We start from the raw sequence: 18,388 nt of genomic DNA on the forward strand, positions 1-18,388 counted from the left end.
ATGATCAATTGTCTGATCGTCGATGATGAGCCGGTTGCTCGAACGATCATCCGAAACTATTGTAGCCACCTACCGGAGCTGCACATCGTGGCCGAATGCGGTCAGGCGCTGGAAGCAAAAACGATTTTAGCTAACCAATCAATAGACCTGATTTTTCTGGACATTCACATGCCCGTATTAACCGGCATCAGCTTTGTCAATACGTTAAAAAATCCACCTCAGTTAATTTTCACAACGGCTTATGAAGAATATGCTGTAACGGCGTTTGAGCTAGCTGCCTGTGATTATTTACTCAAGCCCTTTTCACTGGAGCGGTTTATTATGGCAGTAGACAGAGCAAAAGAAAAGCTACAGGCAAGTCCAAAGCCGATTGACGAATCCAATTCGAAAACTCAGCAAACGTATTTTTTTATCAAGGCAGACGGCAAGATTTACCGGATAGCTTATGAGGACTGTCTATACCTCGAAGCGCAGGGCAACTACACGAAAGTAGTGACGGTCAACTCCACCTTTTTACCCAAAATGGCCTTCACCCCATTAATCACCCTATTACCTGATGAATTGTTTATCCGAGTGCATCGATCCTTCCTGATCAATAAATCGATGATCCATCACATTGACGGTAACCGGGTGTACATTCAAAACAAAGAAATCCCCATTGCCGAGACGTATCGGGATGCCTTTATAAACAAGTTGGGTTTATATTGATGCTGCTTACGGTAACTTATTAAGTAGCTTAAATAAATACGCTTTGTAGCTTTCGCCAATAGGAAGTTCAAGGGTATCAACTTCAATATCGGTGGCGGTAAAGGCAGTGATATTTTTTAGATTCACGATAAATGAGCGGTGAATTCGTAGGAAACCTTTTGCTGTTAGGTCGTTTTCCAGATCACTGATTTTGTATTTAGCGATAATCTCTTTTTCCCTCGTCTGAATTTTAATGTAATCCTTTAAACTTTCGATATAGAGGATATCGAAAGTGTTTATTTTCAGGTATTTATGAGCTGATTTTATAAAAATATAAGGTACTTCTTCTTCCGGTGATGGCGTAGTAAGTTGACTGGTTGACCTAAAATAACGTTCGATGGCTTTAAGGAATCGATCGAACGTTATGGGCTTTAGTAAATAGTCAATAATGTCTAACTCATAGCCTTCCAGGGCATATTCGCGGTAAGCAGTCGTCAGTATCGTTTTAGGAGGATGACGCAAGGTCTTCAGAAAATCAACGCCACTGATGGCTGGTAACCGAATATCCAGAAACATCAGATCAATTGTTTTCCGGTTTAAGAGATCAAGTGCCATAACGGCATTGGAACAGGTCCCCACCACTTCCATTAAATCCAGTTGGCTTACGTGTTTTTGGAGCAGCGTTAACGCAAGGGGCTCGTCATCGACTAGCAGACACCGTATCTTTTTCATGGCTAAGCGTGTGCGTGTGTTGATCGATCTGTAAAGTAACCCCAAACATCGTATTGGTTTGCTTGATGCGCAACTGATAAGCGTTTCCGTAGAGTAGCTCTAATTGTTGGTTTAAGTTAGCCAAACCAATTTTTGCTCTTTCTTGATCCGAACTAGTAACCTGGTTTGGTGCCACAGAATTAACCGCGCTAAAAAGGAGCAAACCAGTAGCCACATGTAAATCAAGCGTAATTACCGGGTTTCCCAGATCATTGCTGGCACCGTGCTTAAACGCATTTTCGACAATGGTTAATAGAACTAGGGGAGCTATATCTATGGATTGATCTACCGAAGTTGTGAACGTCACTTGGAGTCGCTCATCGTATCTCAATTTTTCCAACTCAATATAATTCTTTACTAACGTAATCTCGCTGCTAAGAGGCACGTATTGGCTCGTACATCGATAAAGAATATAGTCCAATATGTCTGCCAAACGGGCAATTGAATCGGAGGTTGCTGGAGAATTTAGCAGGGATAGTGTGTAGATATTATTGAGCGTATTAAACAGAAAATGTGGGTTTAACTGCGCTTTCAGCAGCTTTAACTCGGCTTGTGTTTTTTGCTTTTCTAACAGCAGTGTTCGCTTCTGCGTAGTAAACTGACTAATCAGTAGATGCAGAAACAGAAAAACGACGGCTATAGAGAGGTTTTGAAAAAAGTAGATATAAAATAGCTTGGACAGGTTCGTTAAAATCTCGCCAAGTGTCTCCGTACTGTTGGCTGGAATACCCACCATGGGTTCCCGTACATAGATGTAAATTATTCGGGAAAGCACGCAGATGCTATAGAGGCCAAGGAGAAAATAAACGGCTACCCATACCGGCTTCCTCGTTGTATAAAGCTGGGGAATGATGAAATACGCCAGGAAATACGCTGTGGGTATTTGCGTGATGAGCGTTAAGCTATAATATGAAAACGTTGTGAGCGGAATCCAACGCTCATGGGATTGATAGCTATCGGTAAGCGTAGCAACGAGTAACACACTCAGCCAGAAAAGAATGTGACTGGCAATTCGATGCGTTTTATGAAATTGAAGCAGCTTATCTACTATCATCATATAGCAAGTTTACTGCTTTTAGGTGTATTCACGGGCTAAAGTCGACCAACAGGCAAAAACACCCCCTGAATCCTGCAAACCATCCCTTTAGCTGGCTTTGTCAGGTGGTTTGACCCGTTGGGCTGGTAGAATCGAGTTTATATAGGCAGCTTTTTTTTTGAGCCAGTGGAAGGATGAGTTTTGATAAACGATCAAAACGATGAAGCCATCAATTTTTTATGGGTTTTGCCTGGTCCTACTAATAGGAACCGGAGTTGAAATAGTACAAGCGCAGACCACCTTCCCCACAAGCAGCCGATCAATCCGTAAATATCCAAGTGACTGGTACTTCCGCGATCTGGCCGATGATTCGATTCCGGGGATTAGTCTTGATAAAGCGTATCGGCTTTTGGCTGGTAGGAAGTCAAAGCCCGTTATCGTTGCTGTGATCGACAATGGTGTAGATATCACCCATGAAGACCTGAAACAGGTGATCTGGACGAATACGGCTGAAATTCCGGCTAATGGGATTGATGATGACCGGAACGGGTATGTCGATGATGTCCACGGATGGAACTTTAGAGGTGCCAAGAATGGGTCTACGGTAGAGCATGAACAGGCCGAAATCACGCATGTTTATGCCCTCTGGAAAACCATATATGACCAGGTGGATTCCACTCAATTACGGGGTGATCAGAAACGAGAATGGCGTATGTATCAGCAAGCGAAAGCCGCCTATTTAGCCGCAACAAAACAGACTACAGATACGGCAAATTTGGCCTTCACGTATAATCTTCGATATAACTCAAGTCTGCGAATAGGGGATGATCCAGATAATCTAACCCAGCATAATTATGGAAGTCCCTTGTTTAATTTAACCCCTAATTTGACGCATGGTACCCATGTTGCGGGCATTATTGCGGCTCTGCGAACAAACCAGATTGGCATGAAGGGAATATCCGATAACGTCTTGATTATGCCCATCCTGGCGACCACTGCCTTAGGCGATGAGCGGGATAAGGACGTCGCGAATGCGATTCGGTATGCCGTTCGAAATGGGGCTAAAGTGATTAACCTAAGTTTCTCAAAACCATTTTCACCCTTCAAGCAAGTGGTAGATGAGGCTATTCAGGATGCCGAAACGAATGGTGTGCTGATTTTTCATGCGGCAGGTAATGACGGAAGTGATAATGACACGACCAATCATTATCCGATTGCCCAGTACAAGAATGGTCAGAAGGCTGGCAATTTTATTACTGTTGGTTGGACGAAGCCATTTTACGATGAACGTCTAGTAGCGTACTATTCAAATTATGGGGCACTTACGGTCGATTTATTTGCGCCGGGAAGTGATATCGTATCGACACTACCGGGCAATCAATACGGCGAAAAGTCAGGAACGAGTATGGCGACTCCTTTTGTAAGCGGAGTGGCCGCTTTACTCTGGTCTTATTTCCCTTCGCTAACGGCTACTCAGATCAAAGACATTTTACTGAGGTCAACCAGTAAACCTGCTTTAGTCGTAAATAAACCTGGGTCAAAAATGAAAGTAGCCTTTCATGAATTATCCGTAACCGGAGGGATTGTAAATGCCTTTAATGCGGTTAAGATGGCTTTCGCTATAGAAAAAACTAAAAAGTAAATTGCCAAAAGAACTATGTTGAGCGGAGTCTCTCAACCAATTCGTTTCATCAGTTCATCCCGATATAACTCGCCAATAGGAAGCAGTGTCTGACCAATGCGGATTCGGTTACGTTCGATGCTATCGATTCGACTAACCGCAACAATGTAGGAGCGATGCACCCGAACGAACTGGCGGGCAGGTAATTTTTCCAGTAGTCGACTTAAGGACAACAACGTCATCAGACGAGTTTGGCTAGTGTGAATCCGTACGTAGTCTTTCATCCCTTCCAGATAGATGATTTCCTTCACATCAATTCGTACGGTTTTGTATTCCGTTTTGATAAAGATGTATTCTGGTTCATCTACTGTAGCTGTTTCGACGGTTTTATCGGCTAAAGCTTCACTATGTTGCAAGCGGTTTTTTACTTTCTGAACGGCTTTTACGAATCGATCAAATGGAATCGGTTTTACTAAGTAATCAACAACATCCAGTTCGAAACCTTCCAGGGCGTATTGCGGATAGGCCGTTGTCAGAATCACGGCGGGTGGTTCTTTCAGGGTTCGCAGGAGTTGTAGACCCGTTAGGTCTGGCATGTTAATGTCTAAAAACATCAGATCGATAGGAGTCTGCGCCAGCAGTTGGAGCGCACTCAAGGCACTTTGGCAGGTACGTACCAACTGTAGATCCGGTATTTTTTCAACATAATTCTCCATGACTTCCAGCGCTAACGCTTCATCATCGACAGCAATGCAGCGGATCATACGTTTCTAAGATTACCAGTTTAACCTCAACGATACGAGAAAAAAACCATTTTCCGAGGCACAAACTAACTCGTGCTGGGACGGATATAAAAGATCAAGCCGTCGGCGCAAATTACGCAAACCAATGCCGCCTACCGAATCAGAAATGGACTGGTCGCGCAAGCCGTTCCGGGTCTGAAAATGCAACTGACGATCGCTGACAATCAACTCAATCGCCATCGGCAGTCGCCCATGCTTAAACATATTTTCGACTAGGGGCAGCAGTAGAAATGGTGCAATCTGAGTTGTTGCCACTGGCCCACTCATCGTTATCGAAACAGCCTTTGGAGCTGATAAACGTAGTTCCTGTAAATCGATGTAATGCTGAATCGCTTCCAGTTCTTTCGCTAAGGGAATTTGTTCATCGCCGGTTTCGTAGAGCAGATACCGCATCAACTGCGATAGATTCATGATCACTTCGGGCGTTTGGGGCGACTGTTTCAGCGAAAGGGCATATAAGCTGTTGAGGGTATTGAGCAGGAAATGGGGATTCAGTTGGGCCTTCAGAAAAGCCAGTTCAATCTGGAGATGATCTTTTTCCTGCTCTATTTGTTGCTGCCGATAGATGACCCAATCAATCCCTAATCGGCTGAACAGGGCTAAGCCCGTCACGATCACTAAGCCTAAAAGACGGGCTGGTGTTCGCTTCTGGAAGGCGAGGGGATTGACCCGAAATTCGCTGACAGGGGCCTGGTGACTCATCCAGTTATAAAAAATGATCGACAGTACTGACAAGCTAATCAGCAGCAGTAGGGTAGTGAGCCAAAAGGAAATGAATTTTTGTCGGGCTAGTAATCGGGGGACGGTATAGAGATAAGTTATATAAAATGCCACGGCCTGGCATACCAGATAACAGCCATGATAAGCGATAAAAAATGGCCAGCTCACCCGTGGAATGACAACGTAGAGAACCATACCGACGTAGAGCAGCCAACCCAGGCCGTGTAGCATGGGCAAACCATAGTGTAGTAGCCCTTTGAAACGATCGTTTGGAAAAACAGTAGCCATTTGAATACGAGTTTAGTAATTCTCACTCAGGAGTGGATACGTTTATCCCGGAACGTTACTTTTTATCGCTTAACAGGCTTTTTTTACCGACGAATTTTTTGAGCTGGGCAGGTTAAGAATTGGTCGATGCGTTTAGCCTATCGGCCCATTTCCTTTTTTCGTTTGAATGTGAACTGGTTGCTTTGAACCGAAAACAACGGAATCATGTCGACAGCCATTATTCAAACCGATCAACTAAACTATTCCTTTGGGACGCGCCCCGTGCTTCGGGGTGTATCGCTAAACGTACCTGCAGCCAGTATTTTCGGATTTCTGGGCCCGAATGGCTCAGGAAAAACCACGACAATCCGACTCCTGCTCGGGCTGATTCGCTCTCCAGAAAACAACATTTCTGTATTTAGTGAGTCTATCCACACGTACCGGCTATCCATTCTCCGGCGGGTTGGAGCACTAATTGAATTGCCTTCCCTGTACCCGCATCTGTCGGCCTATGCCAATCTGGACTTAACCCGACGACTGCTTCAGATCTCATCAACCCGTATTGATGAGGTGCTAGAGGTTGTACAACTGACGAGCGACGCGCATCGGGCCGTACGGGAATACTCACTGGGTATGAAGCAGCGGTTAAGTCTGGCAATGACGTTGCTACATGAACCGGAACTGCTGATTTTGGATGAGCCGACTAATGGGCTCGATCCTGCTGGCATTCGCGATATCCGAGACCTGATTCTTCGGCTGAATAAGGAATTGGGTAAAACCATTTTTGTCTCGTCACATCTGTTGAGTGAAATCGAAAAAATAGTGACGCATTTAGCGATTATTCACCAGGGGCGCCTGCTGTTTCAGGGAACGACAGAACAGCTTCAACAGGTGCAGCCAGCCCACGTCGTCATCCAAACTACTGAACCCGAGCGAGCGGTTGCCTTGCTAGCGGGCGCAGCTTATACGGCACAGCAAACAGCCTCCAGACGAGTGGAATTATCGGTTGACGAGCCTGGTCAACTAGCCCGAATCAATCAACTTTTGGTCGGACAAGGCGTTGACGTGTATGGTCTACAGACCCAGCAGAATACCCTGGAAGATTTATTTTTAACCTTAACCAATGCAAAACAATGATAGACGCTTCATTTGGCTATTTTATTCGTGGGATAGAGGTAGAACAGCGTAAAGCCCGACATACGCTGGTTTTTTGGCTTGCGCTGGCGGTGCCTCTGCTGACGGCAGGGCTGGATATAACGGCCTATGCGGTGAATGGGGATGATATTCTCCGGGTAAAACAATCACATACGCCGTGGCAACATTTTAATTTCCATATGCTGGTGATGTGGACGATGCTGATGCTGCCAATGTATATCAGTTTGCAGTCGGCCTTAGTCACGGCGCTGGAACATCAGGCCAACGCCTGGAAACATATTTACAGTTTACCCGTACCCAAATGGAGCATTTACTTCAGTAAGCTTTTCTTTTTTGTCGGCTTATTCCTGCTCAGCACCTTGGGCCTGATCCTTTGCACGGAGTTGGCAGGTTGGCTGCTCTACTGGATGAAACCGGAATTAGGCATCGACCCCTCGACGGACAGTTGGTTTTTAGTACGAAACGTTGGGAAAACGTTTCTAATTGGACTTGGGATGACAGCCATCCAGTTTTATCTAAGTTTCCGATTCCGCAATTTTATCATTCCTGCCGCTTTTGGCGTGTTCGTCAGCGTGATTGGGGTTGTTATCAAATCCTGGGAACACAGTTACATATCGCCTTACCTCTGGGTGTATCTCGCCGTCCGCGATCAGGCAAATGCAACAAATTGGACCAACGACTACGTGTGGGCCGGGTTACTCACGTTTGCAGTGGTGGCAATTAGCGGATTTCTGGCAACGTATCGCCAGGATATTGATTGACGCTACGAGAGGTTGAGTTTACCGAGTTCTGCCTCGTTGCCAACGGTAAAGTAGTTTTCCATTGGTATCGATAAAGCCCATGCTTAAACTGTCTGTATTCAGTGAAAAGACGGAAAAGCCACCACTCGACCGAGCAAACTGGGCCTTTGTTGAATCGGGGATCGGTCCTAAAGGAGCTCCACCTCCCCCAGATATAATAAAGTCTGTCTGACCTACTGGCGGCAAATGCTGGAGCGTGTGAGAGTGGCCACACAAATACAATTGAACGCCGTATTTCTGTAAAAGCGGTCCAAGTTGTTGTAGTAATTCGGGTTGGTTGCCATGATCGCCCCCCACGGAATACAAAGGATGGTGACCGACGACAATTTTCCATGGCTCTGAACTGTTCGCCAATACGCTATCAATCCACCGTACCTGCTTTCCTGTATCCTGTAAAATATCAGGAAACGTGGTCGTATTATTCCGATATTCCTGAATAAATGGATTAGTATCGATGACGATTAGTCGTAGCGCACTCTGCTTGTTGATGGCTATCCGCTGCGTATAATAGCGGGAAGGCATGACCCAACGGGAATGCTGACGGCCGTAGTTAATCTGCGCCAGGACACTCTCCTGATAATCGTGATTACCGAGCGCTACATAGAATGAGGTTGGTAGGTGTGATCCAGTGTAGACGTTCTCGAAGGACACCTTCCACTGAAGATCGGTATCACTGCTGACACCTGCCGGGTAAAAATTATCACCGGCCAAAACGAGGAAAGTAGGGTTCATCTCAGCGGCATAAGTTTCCATCTGATTGGCTACCAGTTGCTGGTGTAATTGTCCATATACGCCCCAGTCGCCCATGGCAAAAAACGTCAATGAATTAGGGAGTTCTTTGATGAGTAAAGTTTTTGAGTTGCCGTTTACTCTTGGCACTGAGATAACCGGCTGACAGGCATGGATGCCTAAACTGCTGGTTACGCCCACAAACAAAAGCAGGCTAACAATCTGGGATATACTTTTACGTTTCATACTGCGCCATCCGATTTTTTAGTTGAAAAGCAGTCTCTACTCGTTCCTGTATGGCAAGCAAATGGGGAAAACTTAAAACAATCTGAAGTTGTCGGATTTGGGAGTTTAGACAGGCAAGCGACAAGGCTTAAATCGAAATCAGGTAATTGGGGAAATTCCTCGGTCGAGCGAAGCAATATATAGATAGCCAGATCCAAAACATCGGTTAGATGATGCTCCGTATCCACGAAAATCCTTCCGTTCATGACCTGCACTATTTCCTCCAACAGGCACTGTATATCTATTGAATTCAGTCCTAAATCCTGCACAAATTGCGTTTGCCAACCTACACGTTCTGGGAGAATGCCATGCTTTGTTAACAGATACTGCTGAAGAACCGATAGACTGAAAACCATCTTCTTAGGAAAGCCATAGAACTGGATTTTAGTAGGCGCGAATACCCTATTAACTAGCTCTGGAGAATACCTGCCGGGGATTTCGATAAATCAGAAAGGCCGAGTCGCCTTGTTCTTTTTCTGGATGTTGCTCAATGAGTTTACACAATTGTCCCACTGAAAGAGACGTGGTAAGCGCTTCATCAGGAAAGGTCAACCCGAACAATAATTCCAGGAAAACGACCACTTCCGTTACTTCAATTTCGTTCAGTCCTAAATCTTTTTGCAAGCGGTGAGCCGATTTGATTCCGGCAACGGGTAAGGTAAACTGCTGGTTTATGTATCTGCAAAGATGGGTGAACGTAGTCATAAGCGAATGGTTAGTAAACAAAAGACACGTGGATGTATGGACTTAGCACTACCTCGTTTCCAAGCTAGTAAGGCATCTATTTAAAAAAACGCCAGATCAAGCGACCTGGCGTTTCTAGCGATACCTAATTCCTAAACAAAACCGAACGTATGAAAAAACTGCCCGCTAGAGCAAAGCGCCATTGGCATCAAAGTGAATCTCTTTGGTTTTACCGTTGTATGTGAACTTTACTTCATAGTACGTCGCTCCACTACTATTCGTACCTTGTTCAGCCTGCACAAGTGTATAACCTGAAAAGTTCGTACTCAAATAGGTAAGTGCTGCCGCTGGTAACTTATCAGCGGTAATGACTACTTCCGAGTTACCGCCTGAACCGCCTTTATCTTTACCCTTTCCGTGACCACTCTCAGCCACGACGGCACCCGTCATGTCAAAGTGTAGTTCTTTCGTTGCTCCGTTGTAAGTAAACTTGACTTCATAATATGTCGCTCCACCGTTGAGATTTGTCCCCTGTTCAGCCTGTACCAACGTATAACCTGGATAGGTTGTGCTCAGGTAAGTCAGCACGGCGGCTGGTAGACTTGACGCACTGACAACGGTTTCACTACTCCCTTTCACGCAGGTTCCGCTTAGGGCCGAGGAGCTAGTGACCGAGGCAATGCGGGCGTTGGCTAGACTGGATGATGTCGGGTCTACATTAGTTTGTGTGCAGGCTGCAATGATACCTGTTAGTAGTAAGGCTGTCGTAAGGGCCAAAAGCAAATGTTTCATAGACTATTAGTTGTGTTTGTTTTACTAGAGTTGGAGATAACCTTCTTTTCTAGCTAGTACGGACGATCCCGTAAGTCTGTTGCAATGGCGATTGTCTATGTGACGAAAGGGCCAAAAACTGGGACGAAGGCTGATACGTTCGTAAAATCGACACAAATTCTTCGTCGTAGTGGTTACTGAGTGGGATTTGTTTTTCGCCAATTCGAATGAGCTTATTGTGCACCGCCTGTACCCTGTGAATGGGGACGATGTAGGAGCGATGGACGCGAACAAAGTCATGGGCAGGTAGTTCCTGAAGGATCGCCTTCATGGTCATACGCACGAGCAGGAACCGCTGATCTGATAGGTAAATTTTCAAGTAGTTGCTTACCGATTCAACCCACGCTATATCGGTGAGTTTGATTCGAACTAAGCCTGCATCAACCCGTACAGCCAGGTAGGCCGGTAGGGGAGAGGACACTCGTTGCCCGTTTCGATAAGTGGAGGCCCTTTGAATAGCCTGATTAAACCGATTAAACTCGAGCGGTTTTAGTAGATAGTCAATAGCCTCCAGCTCATAGCTAACCAGGGCGTATTCGCGAGTTGATGTCGTAAATATGACCATCGGCAGTGACTGTATCCCAAGCTCGGCATGGCCTTTTCGTTGTTTTCGAATGGATTGCCAGAACGCAACACCTGATTCAGTAGGCAGTTGAATATCCATCAAAACCAAATCAACGGGTTGGTGACGTAAATAAAGACGAGCCTGGGACGTTTCAGTAAACGTTTGGATAAGGACCAAGGTGTCCAGTTGCTGACAAAACGAATTCAGTCGCTCTAGCGAAGCGGGGTCCGAATCGATAGCAATTGCTTGTAACATGGGCTAAGAGATGAACTAGTCACGTAGGTTGGATATTGAAACTATTTAGCCGCTGTGATCACGTCCCGGTACTTAACCCCCGTTGTCGCGTCCGTCTGTTGATCGTCAATACTGATTGTTTTGCCATCAGCCGTCCCGATTTTTTGATTATTCAGGTACATATCGTAACCCGCGCCATTTGATCGCAGACTGATCTCGCCAATGACGCCTGTTTGATCCGTTTGACCCGTTAATTTGATCGTTTGGGTCAGAAAGACGGCGTTTGCCGAGTCACGTCGGGCCGTCAATACCCCTGATAAGGTTTGGGTACCCGCCGTATTGGAGGCCGGAAGCGTGTATTTATATAAAATGACACCCGCCGAGTCAGATTCAATATAGCTCATTGTATAGGTGCCTGCAACCTGACTGCCCGCATCGGGCGTGGGTTCATTCGATTTCGAACAGGCTACGATTGTCAGGCTAAGCAGCAGTACATACCATGCGTTTTTCATGCGTAAATCAACCGTTAAATGAAAATTTGATTGGAGAATAGATTAGAAAAAAACGGGTAGAGATTTCACGCATAGACAAGAGGAGATTCATGAAAACCCCGCCGGAATGAGGAATATCCGGCGAGGATGGTAGAATTGGAATTAGAATTAGAATGTATAGACCATACCGACGCCCAATCCGCGCTGACTCGGTCCGAATCGGAGGCTGGTGGTTGGTTGTGTCGAATTGTAGCGGTCAGCGGCTCGTCGAAACTGCACCGTAGCTCGATGATCGAGGATGATGGCGGCAACGCCCAGTAATACACCCCCTCCGGCCAAAGCTATCCCAACTTCTGCCGAACCATGATCACCTCGACGGTCGAAACCGTTTTTGCCGTCGGTATTAGTCGTTGAATTCGTAGTTGTCCCGTCCCGACGATTGCTGTCATTTTGGCCACCACCCCCGTCACCGACGGCTGCAACAACAGCTCCAGTGCCAATAAGGGCGAGTCCAGTACCGGCTGTCGCATACGTCCAACGGCGCAGGGACTGCCCACGCTGGTAGGCATGCATGGCATCGGGATGATCAACCAGTAAGGTGCGTACGACCGAATTGCCAACCCGTTCTCCGGCTCCATTGGTAAAATAGCGGCTGAAAAGACCGGTATGATAACCCAATCGATTGATTGCTGGTGTACCTGCTGCATTGTTAATTCCAGACCCAGTAGGCGCTAAAGTAGTAGGAGCCATGCGCGAAGGTCGGGTGGCGGCCGGATTTAGTACGTCCTTGGTGCCGTTAGCGTATTTGATCAGTAAAACATCCGAAGTACCTGTCGTGTAAACCGGCCCGTCGGGATTATCCTGACGGCGATATTTAATCTGGCCGGGTAATACTTCCAGCACTTTAGCTTGAATTTCGGAGCCGTTCTTCAGGATAATGTTATCCTGTCCATACACAAATGGCGTACTCAACAAGCCCACGCACAAGGCAAGTCCACTAAGTCGGTGAGTTGCGTTCATAAAAATTAGTAAGAAAGATTGGATACTCTTCATTGACGATTACGGAGCGATCGGCAAGCGGGTGGGGTCGCTCCGTAAAAAAACTTCAGAAAAACTTCAGATTCACACCCCACCTTAGTCTCCCCGCTATCGTACTACTAGATGGTTGGTCTCACAGTAATCTGCGCAACTCTTGTTGTTTAAAAAGAAAACTCGCTTTTCAGAGGATGATCTGGCCAGTGTGCTAACGGCCTGTCTGGCTGGTGATAACCGGGCACAGCGTGTCCTGATTAGCCAGTTTTTAAGCTTTGCCAAACGAATCTGTCAGCGCTATACGGCCAATCCACACGAAACAGAGGAAATAATTAACGAAGGGTTTCTGAAGGTATTCACCCATTTAGACCGGTATGATCCAACGCAGCCTTTTACAGCCTGGCTACGAACCATCCTGGTCAATACAGCGGTTGATTATTACCGGAAGCAACAGAAGTGGGCTAACCAGCTTAGTTTGGATGAATTAGACGTCATTGATTGGAACGACGATGTTATTGCGGCTATTTCGGCGGAAGAGATTCTGGCGTTGGTGCAACAGTTGCCACCGGCCTACCGTATGGTTTTCACCCTGTTTGTGGTAGAAGGCTACTCTCACCGTGAAATTGCTGATCTGCTTGGTATTCAGGAAGGAACGTCCAAGTCGAATCTGCGCGATGCCCGTCGTAAATTGCAACATATGGTAAAACTATACTGCCCTGCCTTGTATCAACAATATACCTGGCCCAAAAACCGATTCAATGAAAACTGAACGATTTGACGAGGAATTCCGGCGCAAATTGCTGGGCCTGCCCGCCGAGGTTGATCCCGGTGACGTCGAACGCATACAAGGTTTCGTTAAGGCGAACAAGCCTGCGCTGCCGGGTTTGGGTTGGGGCAAACTATTGCTATATGGAGGGGGGAGTCTGTTGCTAATCGGTTCATTATCGTATAACGTAATTCAAAACTATCGAAACACGCATTTACAGTCATCAATTGATTCGCTATCCCATCGCTCAGTGGAGCAGGCTTCGTCCAGCAGTGTAATTCGCCATGATACGGTATACATTACCCGATCTGGCAAGACTACGGAGACAACATCATTCCCAAATGCCTCAATCCAAACCGATAGTCCAAAGCCTTTGGAGGAGGTAGTGGGAAATCCATCGACCAAAAGCCAGCCTACTGGTTCATTAGCGATGGGGCGTACGAAATTATCTAAGCCAGACCAAGAAGTTACTTCTAATCAAGTAGAGGAAGCATCTTCTCCTTTGGAATCAAGGACTGATGAACCAATTACGGCTAATCCATCGACAAGACGTAAACAGCAAAGTGAAGGAGGTGAGCGATCTGGTCAGGTACGAACGGAATCGGATGAGTCAGTAGCCTCGTTGTCGCCTGCTTCGGTAGAGCGTTCAACGACGGAAAAAGTAGGCCAATCCACAAGATCGGAAACGCTACTGAAATCTATGCCTGCAGGAACTGAAGGCGTGGAAGGCAATTCCCCAAATAGTACTCTGTCGCCTGTTGCGCGAGTAAATAGCCGTCGTTCTAAGATTAGAATGCAAACGGCCTTTGGCAAAGAGCAAACTCCTTCTAATAATGATGGACATGGAGAATTAGCAACAAATTATTCTCGTAAACAGAATCAAGGGGCAATTTCTGGACAACTACCAACTGATTTCACGCTTACCAATAAAGAGAATGCTAATTCAGGCGAATCAATGGCCGAAGCTAATCGCCAAACGATCATTGCCGAACCGTTAGCCAGTTTACAAACGAACACGACATCAACTGGTTGGAAAATTATTTTGCCTAGTCGCCCGCTATCGATTCCTGTGCATGTAGTACCTGTGCGTGCTACTCGCCGAAGCTGGCATTTGACGATGCCTAGTTTATCGGTGCCAAATGCGCAATACCGGATAGGGACAGGGCTTACCGGGGGCAGTGACCAGGCCGGGGGAGCTTTGCTGGGCGAAATTATGCTCAATCGTCATTGGAGCGTTCAGGCTGGGGTACAACTAGGCTATAGTCAGGGGTTTAACTACCGGGACGAACAAGACTTTAATGAGCATCAGAAAGAGGATTTCCGAGAAACGTATGCGTCACAGGTACCCTCCTCATCTACTATTCAGGATATACAGCAGATGACTTTCCTTGCTCAGATTCCTATCCAGGTAGCGTATCACTATCCATTTGGACGACAATGGGGACTACGATTAGGACTCGGCACGGACCTGAATCTATGGGGACGTAGTGTCGTTAGTTTCGATTACCGGGAAAACAGCCGGTCGTCGGAGCACGAATTAGCGCGGAGTAATGAGCACGTTCATGCTTTTAAGAATCTCATGCTGAGTACTACCCTGGAACGATCCTGGCGAAAGTGGCAATTTCGGGCGGGACCATTTATTAGCCCACAACTTCGCTCGGTTGATTACAAACGAGACGACCTTTCCTGGGGCGCAAATCTTCAGATTTTTTATCGACTGGGCAAGTGAGGTGAGTGGTAAATATTTCCCTTGTCAGCCAAATTGGTTAGATAGCTTAGTCAGTCAAGAAGCTAAATTTACGGACTTGATAGCGGGCCTCCAGTATCGTTTTTCGTAGTAGTTTAAAGGATTCGAAGGGGCCATTTGTTGCTGTTAAGTTGATCAGCCAGGTGGGCAAGTTCCCGCCTGGATCAACCTGACATTGATAATTGATTTGTAATTGCTGGTTGGGTTCTGGATGAACCTCCCAGCTAGCCGACCACTCGGCAACGCGGACAATGTGGGGTTGGGAAGGTATCTCGTCGGCTGCTTTCGCAATTCGAATCTGCAATGTGTGCGTGGCCGGATCCTGGGAAAATGTCAAATGCACGTTCATATCCCGATTGTCAACGGGCCAGGGTAATTCCGTTTCAATATAGTAATACAGCTCCGTCTCACTGACCCGACGCAGGAGTTTAGTCGCTTTCGTCTTGTACATTAACGTGGGGTAGTAATCAATATCGGAGAGCATGGCTACCAAGGCAGATAATGTACCCTGAAAGGTGCATTGTACACGCAATTCCTTTAGGCGAGAACCAATCAAGTGCCTTGAGTATACCCGAATTCCCTCCTTGCTTTTTTCAAGATGCCAATCATCAACTGGCTGTGCGTAGCCAAACCGACTTAATCCCAGGAAGGCGACGATCAGCCATACGGTTGGATTCATACTCAATGATGGTTAGGTCAGTCTTTGATGCCCGGAATTGTAGACGAAAACGGGTTGCCAAATCCAGAAAAATACGTTGATCATACTTGGCTTAACCATACCGAAATAAAACCCAGGCTAATAGCGCACGGACGGCAAAGATGAGAAAGGGTAGATACTTCTGGTTCATTTTATCGTCGTCTGACTGGGCTATTTCGTTTTCCATTAGGCTTTCTGCTTTTCGTGTGCTCAACGATTCCCGTAACTATTCATCCTTTAGGATCATGCAAGTAAGAATGGCTTAGCTACCTTTCAAAGGGCAGTATTGGCCTCCCCAACACCCCCACTAATAAGTACGCATACAGCTGGTAAATAGTGGGGTTGGTTACGGATAAATGGCTAACATTCTCAAGCCATTTGACGAGTAAACTCTGATTAATCTAAGGCGACGAAAACTTCAAAATTCCTTTAGAATCTGCTCCTAATTTGAGCCTCATTTATAATGGATTACAAGTTTATAGCTTGTTGATAAGCAGTACCCCACCTTTTGCATGTTGAGTACGTACTAAAAAATAGAAAGGTTAATTATTGTAGATAGGAAGTTTCCGCATTGTAGAAATGGAGGCAAGTAAAAACCGGACTTTTAGGCCGGTTCTTCTTTTTAGTTGGCGCAAGAAATCATGGGTTATTGGCTTATTGATCAATATGTCAATTCCGGCGCTAGGTCAACCCATGGCCCAACACGGCTTGAGTGGTGGCGTTGATGTAGGAGTTGCCTTTAAGAACGGCGCCATCAATCCTTCGCTAACATATTACGAGTTGATCAGTCTGGCCCAAGGTAAGACCATTTTTATCGGATGGACCGGACGGCTATCCAGTTTTTACGGACGTGATCTGGATTATTATACCGCTCCGGCGCGATTAACGCGGGGTACGTCTGGGCTAGGTGCTCTGTTTACGCCGTTGCTGGAACAAAATATGGATACCATCCGATTTAATCAGGTGGGACAAACGGCACTTACGATTGGCATTCGAGCGGAGGTACATTTGGGCCGATTGGAATTAGGTGCAAGTCTAGATTTGCTCGGCTTTACCATCTTTCGCAAATCCAGAACAGGGCTGATGAGTTCGTCCACCGGCCTATTTACACTGACTGATTCGGCAGGTCGAAGCAGCCTGAAACCCTTTCAGGGAGCCTACGCGATGCAAACAGCGACTCCTCATCGGTTTAGTCTGCGGCTACTAGGAGATAATGATTACGGTATGCTCAGTACTGAAGTCTATGCTCGGTTTCGTCTGGCGGACCAACTTAGGCTGAAGATTGTCTATCAGTGGATAAATACAGAAATGGTCCTGAGTAATCCAGACCAGGTTACCCATAATGATCGGTTCCGAAACCGGGTTGATTTCCTGTATCTTGGCTTTACCATTCCAATTGAACCCTGGTAGTGACTTTCCAATATTGAGTTCACAATCCCTTAACCTAGAACGGCTTAGTTCATCAGTTAAGGGATTGCGTAACCCGTTGATAATTACCTAGCCGTGTACTCTAGCAGCATGAACGTGCCTGGTTTTATAGCTGGTCGAGGGCGCGGATTTTCTGTCGTAGGGGCGGGTGCGGGTCCGTATTCGGCGGTTGTTACAAAAATGTGATTGGATTTAGGGTCGATAGTAATGGTTCGGGCACCGCGCATGGTTGTTACTGTTTGAATGGCTTCGAATTTACCCGGTTTCACTTCCTTCACCACCGTTAACGTACCTTCGCCATTGGAACTAATCGCTGAACCTGTTGAGGTATCAAATACTGCTCCATCGGTTCCGCTTCCGGTTGGTACTTCGGCCAGCACCTTGCCCGTTTGCGAATCCATCACGACCATGACCTTATTGCAGGTGCTAAACAACTGGTGATGTGGCTTGTCGAACGCAAGGCCGGTAGGTTCTTCACCTTTGCCTAACTTCCAGTGGTGTTTTACCGCCAGTGACTTGGCATCAAAAACGGCTACTTCATTTTTGTCTTCCAGATTCACGAAAATCGTTCCATGGTCATCGCTGACAGCGGCTTCGGGTGCTCCGCCTAATTCAACCGTACCTGCAATGTTGCCTGTAGTTGCATCCAGTACTGTAGCACTAGCTCCTTCATTATTGAAGATGAATACTCTCTTTGAGAAAGCGTCATACATAATCGCGTCTGGCTTTTTGCCCGTCGGAATTTCTTTAATGGCTTTGAGTGTCTTCGTGTCGAACATCGTTGCCGTGTTCGGGCGACCGTTGGTTGTATAGCCAACTGATGTACCAGGAACAACCGTGATGCCATGGATACCCGGTGTCGGTGTGACAACGCCAATTTTCTCATGACTTTTCAGGTCCAGTACTTCTACCTGCGTTCCGTGCGATACATAAATTCGACTTCCTTCAGGATCGGCCATCAGATAATCCCAGCCACCTTCGCCCCCGATGGTGGTTTTTTTGACGAGGTGATAATTCACTGATTGAGCTGACAAAGAGC

General features: G+C 46.4%; 19 protein-coding genes. 7 read left to right on the forward strand and 12 right to left on the reverse strand.

Going from position 1 to position 18,388, the window contains the following annotated elements; translation table 11 throughout:
• Positions 1–708, forward strand: a complete 708-nt coding sequence (locus ACYVFD_RS29030; RefSeq protein WP_461094022.1) for a LytR/AlgR family response regulator transcription factor — start codon at positions 1–3, stop codon at positions 706–708.
• Positions 709–714: 6 nt separating this feature from the next.
• Here the strand turns inward: ACYVFD_RS29030 and ACYVFD_RS29035 are convergent, their stop codons facing one another.
• Together ACYVFD_RS29035 and ACYVFD_RS29040 are read right to left on the reverse strand one after the other, a co-directional pair.
• Positions 715–1,419: a LytR/AlgR family response regulator transcription factor gene (locus tag ACYVFD_RS29035; protein ID WP_461094023.1), complete on the reverse strand. Its 705-nt coding sequence runs from the start codon at positions 1,417–1,419 to the stop codon at positions 715–717.
• The gene (locus tag ACYVFD_RS29040) at positions 1,388–2,515 is read right to left on the reverse strand and encodes a sensor histidine kinase (RefSeq protein WP_461094024.1); all 1,128 of its coding nucleotides are present in this window, start codon (positions 2,513–2,515) and stop codon (positions 1,388–1,390) included. Before ACYVFD_RS29040 ends, ACYVFD_RS29035 begins: the two co-directional genes overlap by 32 nt.
• Before the next feature lie 199 nt (positions 2,516–2,714).
• On the opposite strand from ACYVFD_RS29040, the gene ACYVFD_RS29045 reads away from it, so the two are divergent.
• Entirely contained in the window at positions 2,715–4,136 is a 1,422-nt protein-coding gene (locus tag ACYVFD_RS29045) for a S8 family peptidase (RefSeq protein ID WP_461094025.1), read from the forward strand.
• 32 nt (positions 4,137–4,168) lie between these two features.
• Here the strand turns inward: ACYVFD_RS29045 and ACYVFD_RS29050 are convergent, their stop codons facing one another.
• Positions 4,169–4,879: a LytR/AlgR family response regulator transcription factor gene (locus tag ACYVFD_RS29050; protein ID WP_461094026.1), complete on the reverse strand. Its 711-nt coding sequence runs from the start codon at positions 4,877–4,879 to the stop codon at positions 4,169–4,171.
• A 12-nt stretch (positions 4,880–4,891) separates the two neighbouring features.
• Positions 4,892–5,926 (reverse strand): sensor histidine kinase, encoded by a 1,035-nt coding sequence (locus ACYVFD_RS29055; RefSeq protein ID WP_461094027.1) that lies wholly within the window; start codon positions 5,924–5,926, stop codon positions 4,892–4,894.
• Positions 5,927–6,130: 204 nt separating this feature from the next.
• Here ACYVFD_RS29055 and ACYVFD_RS29060 point away from each other — a divergent pair, with 204 nt between their 5' ends.
• Entirely contained in the window at positions 6,131–7,042 is a 912-nt protein-coding gene (locus ACYVFD_RS29060) for an ABC transporter ATP-binding protein (protein WP_461094028.1), read from the forward strand.
• The gene (locus ACYVFD_RS29065) at positions 7,039–7,821 is read left to right on the forward strand and encodes an ABC transporter permease (RefSeq protein ID WP_461094029.1); all 783 of its coding nucleotides are present in this window, start codon (positions 7,039–7,041) and stop codon (positions 7,819–7,821) included. Before ACYVFD_RS29060 ends, ACYVFD_RS29065 begins: the two co-directional genes overlap by 4 nt.
• A gap of 18 nt (positions 7,822–7,839) precedes the next feature.
• On the opposite strand, the gene ACYVFD_RS29070 is transcribed toward ACYVFD_RS29065, so the two are convergent.
• The 6 genes from ACYVFD_RS29070 to ACYVFD_RS29095 form a co-directional block, all read right to left on the reverse strand.
• On the reverse strand, positions 7,840–8,835 hold the full coding sequence (locus tag ACYVFD_RS29070) for a metallophosphoesterase (protein WP_461094030.1): 996 nt from the start codon (positions 8,833–8,835) through the stop codon (positions 7,840–7,842).
• 444 nt (positions 8,836–9,279) lie between these two features.
• Entirely contained in the window at positions 9,280–9,579 is a 300-nt protein-coding gene (locus ACYVFD_RS29075) for an acyl carrier protein (protein WP_461094031.1), read from the reverse strand.
• A gap of 165 nt (positions 9,580–9,744) precedes the next feature.
• Positions 9,745–10,350, reverse strand: coding sequence for a PepSY-like domain-containing protein (locus ACYVFD_RS29080; RefSeq protein WP_461094032.1), 606 nt, complete (start codon positions 10,348–10,350; stop codon positions 9,745–9,747).
• A 49-nt stretch (positions 10,351–10,399) separates the two neighbouring features.
• Complete coding sequence (locus tag ACYVFD_RS29085; protein ID WP_461094033.1) at positions 10,400–11,209, reverse strand: LytR/AlgR family response regulator transcription factor; 810 nt, start codon at positions 11,207–11,209, stop codon at positions 10,400–10,402.
• 41 nt (positions 11,210–11,250) lie between these two features.
• Positions 11,251–11,700 (reverse strand): hypothetical protein, encoded by a 450-nt coding sequence (locus tag ACYVFD_RS29090; protein ID WP_461094034.1) that lies wholly within the window; start codon positions 11,698–11,700, stop codon positions 11,251–11,253.
• Between the two features lie 147 nt (positions 11,701–11,847).
• Positions 11,848–12,699: a hypothetical protein gene (locus ACYVFD_RS29095; protein ID WP_461094035.1), complete on the reverse strand. Its 852-nt coding sequence runs from the start codon at positions 12,697–12,699 to the stop codon at positions 11,848–11,850.
• A 175-nt stretch (positions 12,700–12,874) separates the two neighbouring features.
• Here ACYVFD_RS29095 and ACYVFD_RS29100 point away from each other — a divergent pair, with 175 nt between their 5' ends.
• Together ACYVFD_RS29100 and ACYVFD_RS29105 are read left to right on the forward strand one after the other, a co-directional pair.
• A complete protein-coding gene (locus ACYVFD_RS29100; RefSeq protein ID WP_461094036.1) occupies positions 12,875–13,480 on the forward strand; it encodes an RNA polymerase sigma factor in 606 nt (201 codons plus the stop codon).
• Entirely contained in the window at positions 13,470–15,206 is a 1,737-nt protein-coding gene (locus ACYVFD_RS29105) for a porin family protein (protein ID WP_461094037.1), read from the forward strand. The genes ACYVFD_RS29100 and ACYVFD_RS29105 overlap by 11 nt, the downstream gene beginning before the upstream one ends.
• 46 nt (positions 15,207–15,252) lie before the next feature.
• Here ACYVFD_RS29105 and ACYVFD_RS29110 read toward each other — a convergent pair whose 3' ends face one another.
• Complete coding sequence (locus ACYVFD_RS29110; RefSeq protein WP_461094038.1) at positions 15,253–15,903, reverse strand: START domain-containing protein; 651 nt, start codon at positions 15,901–15,903, stop codon at positions 15,253–15,255.
• A 711-nt stretch (positions 15,904–16,614) separates the two neighbouring features.
• Here ACYVFD_RS29110 and ACYVFD_RS29115 point away from each other — a divergent pair.
• A complete protein-coding gene (locus ACYVFD_RS29115; protein ID WP_461094039.1) occupies positions 16,615–17,331 on the forward strand; it encodes a hypothetical protein in 717 nt (238 codons plus the stop codon).
• Positions 17,332–17,414: 83 nt separating this feature from the next.
• On the opposite strand, the gene ACYVFD_RS29120 is transcribed toward ACYVFD_RS29115, so the two are convergent.
• Positions 17,415–18,368, reverse strand: a complete 954-nt coding sequence (locus tag ACYVFD_RS29120) for a YncE family protein (protein WP_461094040.1) — start codon at positions 18,366–18,368, stop codon at positions 17,415–17,417.
• Between the last annotated feature and the right edge of the window lie 20 nt (positions 18,369–18,388).

Source organism: Spirosoma gilvum (assembly GCF_054776815.1).